Consider the following 11,996-nt stretch of genomic DNA (forward strand, 5'->3'; position numbering starts at 1 on the left):
CCCGCCGACGGCCTCCGCCGAACCGACCCCGAGCCCGAGCCCGACCGGCGAGCCGTCGCCGACCGGCAGCCCGGGCCCGCCCGGCGAGCCGAGCCCGAGCGCGAGCGCGACGTCGGTGGAGAGTCCGCCGACGGCGACTCCCCCGGCCTGATCGGCTCCACGACGTCGAGGTGGTGGCGTCACGCGACCGCCGACGCCGGCGGGAGCGGTGGTCAGGGCGCTTGCGGGGTGAGCAGGTAGTCGCCGTCGTCGGGGCTCCACCGCAGCTCCACCGCACCGCCGGTCGCGGCGGCCTTGCAGAACTGCAGGAAACTGCGGTAGCCGAGCTTCTTCTCGCTGAAGTCCGGTCGGGCGCGCCGGAGCTGGTCCTTCAGGCCGGACAGGGCCACCGCGCCACCCTCACCGGCGAGGTCGACCACCACGGACCGGAGCAGCGCGAACGCGACCTCCCGGTCGCCCCGCTCCGGCAGCGAGACCTCCGGGTCGCCCTTGGCCGGCCCGGGGGCCAGCTCCACCACGTTGTGCCCGGCCAGGTGCCGCAACAGTTCGCCGAAGGTGCGGAAGCCGTAGTCGGACTCACTGAACGTGGGGTCCTTGCGCAGCAGGGCCCGCTTGAGACCGGACGCGGTCACCTCGCCGCCGGCGCTGCCCTGCATGCCGGCCACGGTCTGCACGAGCTGGACGGCGAGCGTGTCGACGTCGCGGGGTGCCTCCTCGGCGGGCGCGGCGTCCAGGGCCGGCTCGGGAACCGGTCCGGCGGGCGAGGTGGGCGCCGCCGGCTCGGGACGGGCCGGCCGGGTCCGCCGGCCGGCGGAGGGTGGCACGTCGACCCCCTCCAGCCGGTCGTAGTAGAGGAACTCGTCGCAGGCCGGCGGCAGCAGCGCGGAAGTCGACTTCTCGACCCCGACCCCGATCACCCGCTTGTTGAGTTCGCGCAGCTTGTGCACCAGCGGAGTGAAGTCGCTGTCCCCGGTGCAGATCACGAACGTGGAGATGTAGCCGCGCTCGAAGGCCAGCTCGACCGCGTCCACGGCCATCTTGATGTCGGCCGCGTTCTTCCGGGAGGCGCCCATCCGCTGCGGGATCTCGATCAGCTCGACGTGCGACCGGGTGAGCATCCGCCGGTCCTCGTCGAAGTACGACCAGTCCGCGTACGCCCGGCGCACCACCACCCGGCCGCGTTCGGCAAGCGCGTCGGCGATGGGACGGAAGTCGAACGGCCTGCCGCCGTGATGGTCGCGTACGCCCAGCGCCAGATTCTCGTAGTCGAGGAACAGCGCGATCCGGTCTTCGTGATCCACGCCGGTCAGCCTAGCCCGGTCGGGTCGCGGCGCCGGTCAGCGCCGCCGTTCGTCGCGGTAGACGGTCTCCCGGCGGGCCACCCGCTGGATGGCGTAGCTCGCGACCAGGAGCAGGAGCGCGAGCACCAGCTCGACACCGGCGACCGTGCCGGTGGCGACGGTGAGGCCGAGCAGCAGCAGGATCAGCCCGACCACGGCCAGCAGGCCGGCGAGCAGCAGCCGGTTGCGCCGCCGCGCCGACCGATCGCCGCCGTCCGCGTCCACCGTGCCCGCCTCTCCCCCGGCTTTCCGCTCCCCGTCGAGCCTAGGCGCTGCCGGGTCCGCCGGTGGCGGATCCCGGGTCAGACGCCTCGGGGGCCGGACGCCGAGGCGTCCGGCCCCCGAGGGACGGGTGGGTGCGGGTCAGTGGACCGGCACCGGGGTGCGCGGCTGCTCCTCGCCCGCCTCGCCGTCGAGCAGGTGCGACGGCTCCCGCCTGCGCGGCAGGAACGCGGCCGGGACGAAGGTCAGCAGCACCAGGGCGAAGGCGACCCAGAACGTGGTCGCGAACGAGTTGGCCGCGAAGTCGAGGCCGCGCTCGATCAGCGACGGCGGCACCGGGAGCTGCTGGGCCAGCTCGGGCTGCTGCTGCACCCCGATGGCGAGCTGGGCCTCGGTGACCGGGGCGCCGGTGCCCGGGTCGGTCACGCCGGGGATGACCCGCGAGCCGTTCAGCTCGCTGGTGAGGATCACCGACATCACCGCCGCGCCCACCGATCCGCCGATCTGCTGGAGGATGTTCACAAGCGTCGAGCCGCGTGCCACCTCGGCGGCGCTCAGGGTCTTCAGCGCCGACGTCATGATCGGCATCATGGTGCCGCCCATGCCCAGGCCCATCACGAACAGCGAGCCGCAGAGCAGCAGGTAGGACGTGTCGGTGCCGAGCTGGGTGAAGGTGAAGAACCCGGCCGCGATGAGCACCAACGCGAACGGCACCGTCCGGCCGACCGGGACCCGGTCGGCGAGCATGCCGGCGATCGGCATGGTCAGCATCGCGCCGATGCCCTGCGGCGCCATCAGCAGGCCGGCGGTCAGCGTCGACTCACCGCGGATCTGCAGGAAGTAGCTCGGGAAGAGCAGGCCCGCGCCCATGAACGCGATGATGAAGACGAACAGCGTCACCGCCGCGAGGGTGAGGTTGCGGTTGCGGAACAGCCGCAGGTCGAGCAGCGGGTGCCGCGGGCGGAACGAGTAGAGCACGAACGAGACCACGAGCACGGCGCCGACCAGCATGGGCAGCCAGACCTCGGTGTCGGTGACCGTGCCGGCCTCGGGCAGCGAGGAGACGCCGTAGAGGAACAGCGCCAGACCCGGCGAGAGCATCAGCATGCCGAGGAAGTCGAAGGACTCCGACGGCTCGGGGGCGTCCTTCGGCAGGGCCAGCTGGGCGTAGATCAGGGCGACGACGCCGATCGGCAGGTTGATCAGGAAGATCCAGTGCCAGCTCGCGGTGTCGATCAGCCAGCCGCCGAGGATCGGGCCGCCGATCGGGCCGAGCAGCATCGGGATGCCCAGCACGGCCATCAGCCGGCCGATGCGGTGCGGGCCGGCGGCCCGCGTCATGATCGTCATGCCGAGCGGCATGAGCATGCCGCCGCCGAGGCCCTGGACCACGCGCCAGGCGATCAGCTCGCCGATCGAGTCGGCCGTGGCACAGAGCCCGGAGCCGATGGTGAACAGCGCCAACGCCACCATGTAGAGGCGTTTGGTGCCGAAGCGGTCGGCCGCCCAGCCGCTGAGCGGGATCACCGTGGCCAGCGCCAGCGTGTAGCCGGTCATGGTCCACGCCACCCGCGCGTACGAGGCGTCGAACTCGCTCTGGAACGTCGGGATGGCCACGCTGACGACCGTCACGTCGAGGATCGACATGATCGCGCCGAGCACGACGACGCCGGCCACCTTGAGCACCGCGGCGTCGAGTTTGTTCGATGTCGCGACGGGTTGCTGGGTCACAGACAGTCTCCTGGTTCCGGTCCGGTCCGAGGGGTGGCGGCGCCGCGCGCGGGGCGTGCGGCGGAAAGGTCCGGCGAAAGCCTAGTCACGGCCTGCGACATCGCGCGGCCGGTTTTGCCCAGAGGCGAACGCCCCCGCACCCCGCCCCCGCCCGCCGCGCCCGGCGCCGGCCCCCACCGAGCCGCCTCCTCGAGAAGAAGACCCCGATCCGCCCGGTTTCGCCACTCCCCCCAACCGCCCCGCACCGCACCCCCGCCCACCACCCCCGTGACGAACGTCATGCCCCCGCCCGCCCCCGGCCCGACCCCGCCCGCCTCGTCGATCTCGGTGACGAAGGGCGCATCACCGACATCCGAGGCGCCACAAGGCCGAGATCGACGAGTTCAGCGCCGGGGCGCGGCGCGCAGGGTCGCCATGAGTGCCACCTCGGCGGTGCGGGAGCGGTCGATGCGGGCGGCGAGGTCGCGTACCCGATCGCTGGTGCCGGCGGTGACCTCGGCCAGCGGTTCGGCGCAGACCGGGCAGCGCAGCCGGGCCAGCACCGACGGGAGCAGAGCGGGATCGGCCACGCCGAAGATCCTATTCCGGTGCCCGGGCGGCGGATCTAGATTGGGGCCATGGCGACCAGCGAGCGGCTGTGGGAACTGTTCGGCGAGCACGGACGGGGTGTCCTGGCCACCCTGCGGCGGGACGGCCGGCCCCAGCTGTCCAACCTCGACTACCTGGCCGAGCCGGGCCTGATCCGCTGCTCCACCACGGCCGACCGGGCGAAGGTGCGCAACCTGCGGCGGGACCCCCGGGCCAGCTTCCACGTGACCACCGCCGACGGCGGGGCGTACGCGGTGGCCGAGGGCACGGTGACGCTCACCCCGCCGGCCGCCGCGACCGACGACGCGACGGTCGACGAGTTGGTCGAGGTCTACCGGCGGATCCGCGGCGAGCACCCGGACTGGGCGGACTACCGGTCCGCCATGGTGGCCGACGGCCGCCTGGTGCTGCGCCTGGCCGTCGAGCGGATCTACGGCTGGCGTCCCTGACGCCGGTCCGGTGCCGGACCGGTACCGCCGGTGACTAGGGTCTGAGCATGGTCGCAATCTCGTACGAGGACATCGTCAAGGTCCCCAAGGCGCTGCTGCACGATCACCTCGACGGCGGCCTGCGGCCCGCGACGATCGTCGAGCTGGCCGCCGAGGCCGGCCACGAACTGCCCACCACCGAGCCGGAGGCGCTGGGCCGGTGGTTCTCCGAGGCGGCGAACTCCGGCTCGCTGGAGCGCTACCTGGAGACGTTCGCGCACACCGTCGCGGTCATGCAGACCGCGCCCGCGCTGCGTCGGGTCGCCCGGGAGTGCGCGCTGGACCTGGCCGCCGACGGTGTCGTCTACGCCGAGGTCCGGTTCGCGCCCGAGCAGCACCTGGAGCAGAACCTGACCCTCGACGAGGTGGTCGACGCGGTGGTCACCGGGTTCCGGGAGGGCAGCGCGCTGGCCGCCGAGGCGGGCACGCCGATCCGGATCGGCACCCTGCTCACCGCGATGCGGCACGCGGCCCGCTCGCAGGAGATCGCCGAGCTGGCGGTGCGGCACCGCGACACCGGCGTGGTCGGGTTCGACATCGCCGGTGCCGAGGCGGGCTTCCCGCCCACCCGGCACCTGGACGCGTTCGAGTACCTCCAGCGGGAGAACTTCCACTTCACCATCCACGCCGGCGAGGCGTTCGGGCTGCCGTCGATCTGGCAGGCGATCCAGTGGTGCGGGGCGGACCGGCTGGGTCACGGCGTGCGCATCGTGGACGACATCACCCCGGGCAACCCGCCGGCGCTGGGCCGGCTGGCGGCGTACGTGCGGGACAAGCGCATCCCGCTGGAGCTGTGCCCGTCGTCGAACGTGCAGACCGGGGCGGCGGCGTCGATCGCCGACCACCCGATCGGGCTGCTGCGTGACCTGCGCTTCCGGGTGACGGTGAACACCGACAACCGGCTGATGAGCGGCACCTCGATGTCGCGGGAGATGGCGCTGCTGGTGGAGGCCTTCGGCTACGGCTGGAAGGAACTCCAGTGGTTCACCATCAACGCGATGAAGAGCGCGTTCATCCCGTTCGACGAGCGCCTGCGGATCATCGACGAGGTGATCAAGCCGGCGTACGCCAAGCTGATCGGTTGATCACCGGCGGCGCGGGTGGCCGGCGAGCAGGGCGGCCACCCCGCGCAGCAGCCCGCCCAGCTCCACCGGGCCGACCGGGGACGGGCGGGCGTCCTGCTCGTCCAGGCGGGCCAGCAGCAGCAGGTCGTCGACCAGGCGGCCGAGCCGCTCGGTGTCGGCCAGCAGGTCGTCGGCCACCGCCGGCCAGTCGGTGCCGTCGCCGAGCCGGCGCGCCACCTCCAGCTCGGTACGCATGTTGGTCAGCGGGCTGCGCAACTCGTGCGCCGCGTCGGCCACGAACGCCCGCTGCCGGTCCCGGGACGCGGCCAACCGGTCCAGCATGTCGTTGAGCGTCACCGCGAGCCGGTGGATCTCGTCCTGCCCGGCCGGCACCGGCAACCGTTCCGCACCGGCCCGGCCGGTGATCTCGGCGGCCCCGCTGCGCAACTCCTCCACCGGGCGCAGCGTCGCGCCGACCACCCGCCACGCCACCACCGCCAACCCGGCCACCAGCAGCGGGAACCCGACGAGCAGCAGGTTGCGCACCACGTGCAGGCTGTGCCGGACGTCGGAGAGCGACTTGGCCACCAGCACCGTGCGCGGCTCCTGCGGCGTGCCCGCCGGCACCGTCACCACCCGCACCGGCCCGGACATCCCGACCCGCCGCCCGTCCACCACCAGCCGCTGCCGCTGCCCGGGCCGCAGCTCGTCCGGGCCGAGCATCGGCACCAGGCGGTCCGCGTCGATCGACGCGGCCCGGATCCGGGACTGCCCGTCGACCACCTGCACCCGCAGCTGCCCACCGGCCACCGGCAACGGGTCCGGCAGCGCGTCCTCGGCGGTGAGCAGGGCGACCGCGTCGGCGGTGCGCAGCGCCTCCTCGTCCACCGACCGTTGCAGCGTCCAGCCGAGCGCGCCGAGCAGCAGCGCGCCGCCGAGCGCGAACCCGAGCGCCAGCCCGAGCACGCCCAGCGCGAGCAGCCGGGCCCGCAGGCCCAGGCGTCGCAGCGGGCGGATCACGTGGCCAGCCGGTAGCCGGCGCCGCGGACCGTCTCCAACCGCTCCCGGCCGATCTTGCGGCGCAGGTAGCCGACGTAGACCTCCACCGCGTTCGGCGCGGTGTCCACCGAGGCGTCCCAGACGTGGTCCAGCAGCTCGGTCTTCGACACCACCTCGCCGGCGCGGCGCATCAGGTACGCCAGCAGCGCGTACTCGCGGCTGGTCAGCGCCACCTCGACGTCGTCCCGGGTGACCCGCCGGCGGGCCGGGTCCAGGCGCAGGTCGCCGACGGTCAGCACGGCCGGCCGCCGGGGCGCGCCGCGGCGCAGCAGCGCCCGCAGCCGGGCCAGCAGCACCACGTACGAGAAGGGTTTGGTCAGGTAGTCGTCGGCCCCGCAGTCCAGCCCGTCGGCCTGGTCGTACTCGCCGTCCTTGGCCGAGAGCATCAGCACCGGCAGCCAGCGCTGCTCGGCGCGCAGCCGGCGCACCACCTCGTAGCCGGAGAGGCCGGGCAGCATCACGTCGAGGATCATCGCGTCGTACTCGCCGTGCCGGGCGGCGTCCAACCCGGCCGGGCCGGTGGCCGCCACGTCGACCACGAAGCCCTCCGCGGACAGGCCCCGGCGCAGCGCGGCGGCGAGCCGCGTCTCGTCCTCCACCACCAGCAACCGCACCGGTCCAGGGTGCCACCACCGGGTCACCCGTAGGGGATCTCCTCAGCGTCGTCACAGCGACGATCGCGCAGCATGGAGCGCAGGAGGTGCACACTATGTCCGTGATGAAGAACCGCGCCGTGCTGCGCTGGCTGGTCCCGGTGACCGCGGGGGTCGCCGTGATCGGCGGAGGCGCCGCCGTCGGCACGTTCGCCGCCGGCGCCGACCCGGCCCTGCCGCCGCGCAGCGCCGCCCAACTGCTGGAGGACCTGCGTACGTCCCGCCTGGACGGGCTCTCCGGCACCGTGGTGCAGCGCGCCGACCTCGGTCTGCCGCCGATCGCCGCGCTCGCCGGCCAGGCCACCGGCAACCAGTTCGCCGGCCTCGTCTCCGGCACGCACACGCTGCGCGTGTGGTACGGCGGCGAGGACCGGCAGCGGCTCGCCCTGGTCGACACGCTCGGCGAGCAGGACGTGCTACGCAACGGGCGCGACGTCTGGACCTGGAACAGCCGGGAGAACACCGCCGTCCACCGCAGGCTGCCGGCCGACGGCAAGGACGTGCCGTCCGCGCCGGCCACCCCGGCCGACGCCACCGAGCAGGCGCTGGCCGCGATCGACCCGACCACCGCGGTGACCGTGGGCCGCTCGGCCACGGTCGCCGGGCGGGACGTGTACGAGCTGGTGCTCACGCCGCGTGACAAGGCGTCGCTGGTGCACCAGGTGCGGATCGCGTTGGACGCGAAGGAGCACGTGCCGCTGCGCTTCGAGGTGCTCGCCGACGGGGCCGACGAGCCGGCGTTCGAGGTGGCGTTCACCCAGGTCGACTTCCGCACCCCGGACGCCGACCAGTTCCGCTTCAACCCGCCGCCCGGCGTCAAGGTCACCGAGGCGCCGGCCGACGAGCGGCCCGGGCCGGCCGGTCGGATGCCCGGTGCGCCGGGAGCCGGCAAGGCCCCCCGCGGGGCGGACGCCGACCGTCCCGACGTGCGTACCGTCGGCACCGGCTGGACCACGGTGGTGGTCGCCAAGCTCGACGAGGCGCTCGGCGCGGGCGCGGGCGGCGCGAAGGCCGGCGCGGACGCGCCGGACGCGGAGATGCTGGGCCGGGTGCTCGGCGACCTGCCGAAGGTCAGTGGCGACTGGGGCAGCGGCCGGCTGCTCAGCGGCAAGCTGTTCAGCGTGCTGCTGACCGACGACGGCCGGGTGATCGCCGGGCTGGTCACGCCGGAGCGGCTCTACCAGGCGGCCAAGGGCTGACGGCCGCGCTCGGGGCCCGGTCGGCGCACGTCGACCGGGCCCCGAGCCGTGCCCGGGCTTGGTCGGGTGGCGGGCGACGCGCTATCTTTCTCAGTTCAGGCACAAAAAAGGAATGGCCTTTTCACGCCATTCCTGCAGCAATTTTAGTCGATGAGGAGCCGGCTTGTCAATGCACTCCGACGTGGCGGGTGACCTGCACCAGGACGACGAGATCGGTCGCGAGCAGGAGTACGTCTCGATGCTCTACGACCGGCTGGACGGCATGCGGGAACAGGCCGCCCGCCGGCTCGACGAGGAGCTGCGCCTCACCGGCGGCACCCAGCAGGCGCGGTCGCAGCGCGACGCCACCGTCGCGATGTACGCCGACCAGGTCGAGCAGTTCTCCGCGGTCGAGTCCGGCCTCTGCTTCGGCCGCCTCGACGGCGACGACGGCACCGCCCGCTACATCGGCCGGATCGGCATCTTCGACACCTCCGGCGACTACGACCCGCTGCTGATGGACTGGCGCGCCCCGGCCGCCCGCCCGTTCTACCTGGCCACCGCCGCCAACCCGCAGGGCGTACGCCGGCGGCGGCACCTGCGCACCCGCGAGCGCAAGGTCACCGGGCTCAACGACGAGGTGCTGGACATCACCGCCGCCTCCCCCACCGCCCACGAGGAGGTCACCGGCGAGGCGTCGCTGCTCGCCGCGCTCAACGCCGGGCGTACCGGCCGGATGCGCGACATCGTCGAGACCATCCAGGCCGAGCAGGACCGGATCATCCGCGCCGACCTGCCCGGCGTGATGGTGGTCCAGGGCGGGCCGGGCACCGGCAAGACGGCGGTGGCGTTGCACCGGGCCGCCTACCTGCTCTACACGCACCGGCAGCAGCTCTCCACCCGGGGCGTGCTGCTGGTCGGCCCGAACGCCACCTTCCTGCGCTACATCTCCCAGGTGCTGCCGGCGCTGGCCGAGACCGGCGTGCTGCTGCGTACCCAGGCCGATCTCTTCCCCGGGGTGCACGCCCGTCGCGTCGAGCCGGCCACCACCGCCGCGCTCAAGGGCCGCGCGGTGCTGACCGAGGTGCTCGCCGCGGCGGTCCGGGACCGGCAGTGGGTGCCGGCCGAGCCGATCACCATCGAGCTGCCCCAGCGCGAGGTGCTCACGCTCGACCCGGAGACCGTCCGCCAGGCCCGCGACCGGGTCCGCCGCACCGGCCGCCCGCACAACCTGGCCCGGGCGCTGTTCGACATCGAGATCGTGCACGCGCTCGCCGACCAGGTGGCCGAGCGGATCGGCGCGGACCCGCTGGGCGGGGAGAACCTGCTCTCCGAGGCGGACCGGGCCGAGATCCGCCGCGAGCTGCGCGAGGAGCCGGAGATCCGGGCGGCGCTGGACGAGCTGTGGCCGGTGCTGACCCCGCAGCGCCTGCTCGCCGACCTGTTCGCGTCGCCGGAGCGGATCGCCACCGCCGCGCCGATGCTCACCGACGCCGAGCGGGTTGCCCTGCACCGGGAGCCCGGCGGCTGGACGCCGGCCGACGTGCCGCTGCTGGACGAGGCCGCCGAACTGCTCGGCGAGGACGAACGCGCCGCCGCCGCCCGCCGGGAGCGGATCCGGGCGATGGAACGCGAGTACGCCGAGGGCGTGCTGGAGATCTGGCGCGGCTCCCGCTCGATCGACGTGGAGGACGAGGCCGACGGCGGTGAGATCCTCGGCGTCACCGACCTGATCGACGCCGCCCGGCTCTCCGAGCGGCAGGAGGAGTCCGACCGGCTCACCACCGCCCAGCGCGCCGCCGCGGACCGGACCTGGGCGTTCGGGCACGTGATCGTCGACGAGGCGCAGGAACTCTCGCCCATGGCCTGGCGGCTGTTGATGCGCCGCTGCCCGAGCCGGTCGATGACCGTCGTCGGGGACGTCGCGCAGACCGGCGCGCTGGCCGGCACCCCGTCCTGGGGTGAGGCGCTGGCGCCGTACGTGGCGGACCGGTGGCGGCTGGAGGAGCTGACCGTCAGCTACCGCACCCCCGCCGAGATCATGGCGGTCGCCGCCGACGTGCTCGCCGAGATCGACCCGGCCCTGCGCCCGCCCCGCTCGGTACGCGCCACCGGCGTACCGCCGTGGGACCGCACCGTCGCGGCGGCCGCGCTCGTCGACGCGGTGGTCGACGCGACCGCGCGGGAGGCGGCCGGACTCGGCGACGGCCGGCTCGGCGTGATCGTGCCCTCCGGGCGGGTGACCGAGTTGGGTGCCGCGGTCGTCGCGGCACTGCCCGAGGCCACCGTCGGTGAGCAGCCGGAGCTGGCGAACCGGGTGGTGGTGCTGACCACCGAGCAGGCCAAGGGCCTGGAGTTCGACTCGGTGCTGGTGGTCGAGCCGGACCGGATCGTCGCGGAGTCGCCGCGCGGGCACAGCGACCTGTACGTCGCCCTCACCCGCGCCACCCAACGCCTCGGCATCCTCCGGGCGTAAGGAGGGGCCCCTCCTTAACGCATCCGGTAGAGGAGGGGCCCCTTCTTAACGATGGTCAGCCCGGGTTCGCGCCCTCGTCGGTGAAGTTGCCGACCTGGGCCCCGCTCGCCGAGGCGTCGCTGGTGGAGCCGCCGGCCGGGGTGCTCATCCCACCGGTCGTGGCGTCCCCGGTGGTGGTCGGCGCCACCTTGCCCGGGTGCCGTTCCGGCTGCCGGGCCACCCGCCGCACGCTGGCCGGACCGGCCGTACCGCCGGTCGTGGTGACCGCGCCCTGGCCCCGGGTGGGGCCGCCGTCGCGCAGCACGGTCGGGTCGACCGGGACGTGCGCCGGGTCGTCCGGATCCGACTCCTGGATCATCCGCTCCACGTCGGTCTGCGGCACGGTGACCTCGTCGAGCGCGCCTTCGCCGTACACGCCTCCGGCGACCCGCTGCTCGGCCTGCCGGGCGGCGTCCTGCCGCATGTCGTCCTCACGCACGTCAACCACCTCGTCGCTCCGGTGTCGGGTGTCCCTGGTGCGTGCCCGACGGCCGGTGGCTGAAACCGGCGGGCCTTCGGTGGCGCCGGGTCTGTGCCCGATCGTCCGGTTCCGCGTCGGGCCGCCGACGGCCGGGCATCCGGCCGTTAGCTTGTCTCCGGGGTCGGGTAGTCGGAGGGTGCCCCCGCCACAGAGCGCGAACCGTGCCGTGGCCGACCTGCGGTAGCGGGGCGAGGGTGTGCAGGAAACGACTCATCAAATCCCGAGGAGGACCAGATGAGCACGCAGGCTGCATCCACCAGGCCGATGAACCGGCCCATGTCCGACGTCCAGAACCGGGCGAGCATGCAGGACACGTCGACCCGTCAGATGCCGTCGATGCACGACGGCCACCGGGAGCAGATGCCCAGCCCCGGCACCGAGACGAAGCAGGCGTTCCTCACCACCGAGTTCTGGGTGTACGCCGCAGCCGTCGCGGTCGTCGTGATCGCCGCGTTCTGGCGGGGCGCCGCCACCAACGGCCTGAACATCAACAACCCGAACCAGGCCTGGTGGTACCTGACCGGACTGACCGCTGCGTACCTGGTCAGCCGGGGCCTGTCGAAGGCGGGCAGCGCGCGTCGCTCCGGCAAGGAGCGTCGAGGCCGGCACTGACCCTCGCGATCACGCCAACGGCGACGCCCCCGGGATCTGGGTCCCGGGGGCGTCGTCGCGTGCCG

General features: G+C 73.8%; 12 protein-coding genes and 1 pseudogene. 5 read left to right on the top strand and 8 right to left on the bottom strand.

Annotated features, from left to right (window positions below):
• From HUW36_RS34020 to HUW36_RS34265, 5 genes are all read right to left on the bottom strand, one after another.
• Positions 1-183, bottom strand: a 183-nt coding sequence (locus HUW36_RS34020; RefSeq protein ID WP_217428750.1) for a hypothetical protein, incomplete at its 3' end; no start/stop codon positions are given.
• A 29-nt stretch (positions 184-212) separates the two neighbouring features.
• Entirely contained in the window at positions 213-1,301 is a 1,089-nt protein-coding gene (locus HUW36_RS01885) for a PIN domain-containing protein (protein ID WP_174526463.1), read from the bottom strand.
• 36 nt (positions 1,302-1,337) lie between these two features.
• Positions 1,338-1,565, bottom strand: coding sequence for a hypothetical protein (locus tag HUW36_RS01890; RefSeq protein WP_174526464.1), 228 nt, complete (start codon positions 1,563-1,565; stop codon positions 1,338-1,340).
• A gap of 138 nt (positions 1,566-1,703) precedes the next feature.
• The gene (locus tag HUW36_RS01895; RefSeq protein ID WP_174526465.1) at positions 1,704-3,293 is read right to left on the bottom strand and encodes a DHA2 family efflux MFS transporter permease subunit; all 1,590 of its coding nucleotides are present in this window, start codon (positions 3,291-3,293) and stop codon (positions 1,704-1,706) included.
• A 383-nt stretch (positions 3,294-3,676) separates the two neighbouring features.
• Positions 3,677-3,862 (bottom strand): hypothetical protein, encoded by a 186-nt coding sequence (locus HUW36_RS34265; RefSeq protein ID WP_246247790.1) that lies wholly within the window; start codon positions 3,860-3,862, stop codon positions 3,677-3,679.
• A 48-nt stretch (positions 3,863-3,910) separates the two neighbouring features.
• On the opposite strand from HUW36_RS34265, the gene HUW36_RS01905 reads away from it, so the two are divergent.
• Together HUW36_RS01905 and HUW36_RS01910 are read left to right on the top strand one after the other, a co-directional pair.
• Positions 3,911-4,330, top strand: a complete 420-nt coding sequence (locus tag HUW36_RS01905; RefSeq protein ID WP_174526466.1) for a PPOX class F420-dependent oxidoreductase — start codon at positions 3,911-3,913, stop codon at positions 4,328-4,330.
• A 47-nt stretch (positions 4,331-4,377) separates the two neighbouring features.
• Complete coding sequence (locus HUW36_RS01910; RefSeq protein WP_174526467.1) at positions 4,378-5,454, top strand: adenosine deaminase; 1,077 nt, start codon at positions 4,378-4,380, stop codon at positions 5,452-5,454.
• A gap of 30 nt (positions 5,455-5,484) precedes the next feature.
• On the opposite strand, the pseudogene HUW36_RS01915 reads toward HUW36_RS01910, so the two are convergent.
• Together HUW36_RS01915 and HUW36_RS01920 are read right to left on the bottom strand one after the other, a co-directional pair.
• Positions 5,485-6,450 (bottom strand): annotated as a pseudogene (locus HUW36_RS01915) (histidine kinase dimerization/phospho-acceptor domain-containing protein); the annotation flags it as partial.
• A complete protein-coding gene (locus HUW36_RS01920) occupies positions 6,450-7,106 on the bottom strand; it encodes a response regulator transcription factor (RefSeq protein ID WP_174526468.1) in 657 nt (218 codons plus the stop codon). The gene HUW36_RS01920 and the pseudogene HUW36_RS01915, both read right to left, overlap by 1 nt.
• A 95-nt stretch (positions 7,107-7,201) precedes the next feature.
• Here HUW36_RS01920 and HUW36_RS01925 point away from each other — a divergent pair, with 95 nt between their 5' ends.
• Positions 7,202-8,344, top strand: coding sequence for a LolA family protein (locus HUW36_RS01925; protein ID WP_174526469.1), 1,143 nt, complete (start codon positions 7,202-7,204; stop codon positions 8,342-8,344).
• A gap of 169 nt (positions 8,345-8,513) precedes the next feature.
• A complete protein-coding gene (locus HUW36_RS01930) occupies positions 8,514-10,799 on the top strand; it encodes a HelD family protein (RefSeq protein ID WP_174526502.1) in 2,286 nt (761 codons plus the stop codon).
• 55 nt (positions 10,800-10,854) lie between these two features.
• Here the strand turns inward: HUW36_RS01930 and HUW36_RS01935 are convergent, their stop codons facing one another.
• Positions 10,855-11,277: a hypothetical protein gene (locus HUW36_RS01935; protein ID WP_174526470.1), complete on the bottom strand. Its 423-nt coding sequence runs from the start codon at positions 11,275-11,277 to the stop codon at positions 10,855-10,857.
• A 318-nt stretch (positions 11,278-11,595) separates the two neighbouring features.
• Here HUW36_RS01935 and HUW36_RS01940 point away from each other — a divergent pair, with 318 nt between their 5' ends.
• Complete coding sequence (locus tag HUW36_RS01940; protein WP_174526503.1) at positions 11,596-11,931, top strand: hypothetical protein; 336 nt, start codon at positions 11,596-11,598, stop codon at positions 11,929-11,931.
• The last annotated feature ends 65 nt before the right edge of the window (positions 11,932-11,996 follow it).

The organism is Micromonospora maritima, from assembly GCF_902825405.1.
GTDB lineage: Bacteria > Actinomycetota > Actinomycetes > Mycobacteriales > Micromonosporaceae > Micromonospora > Micromonospora maritima.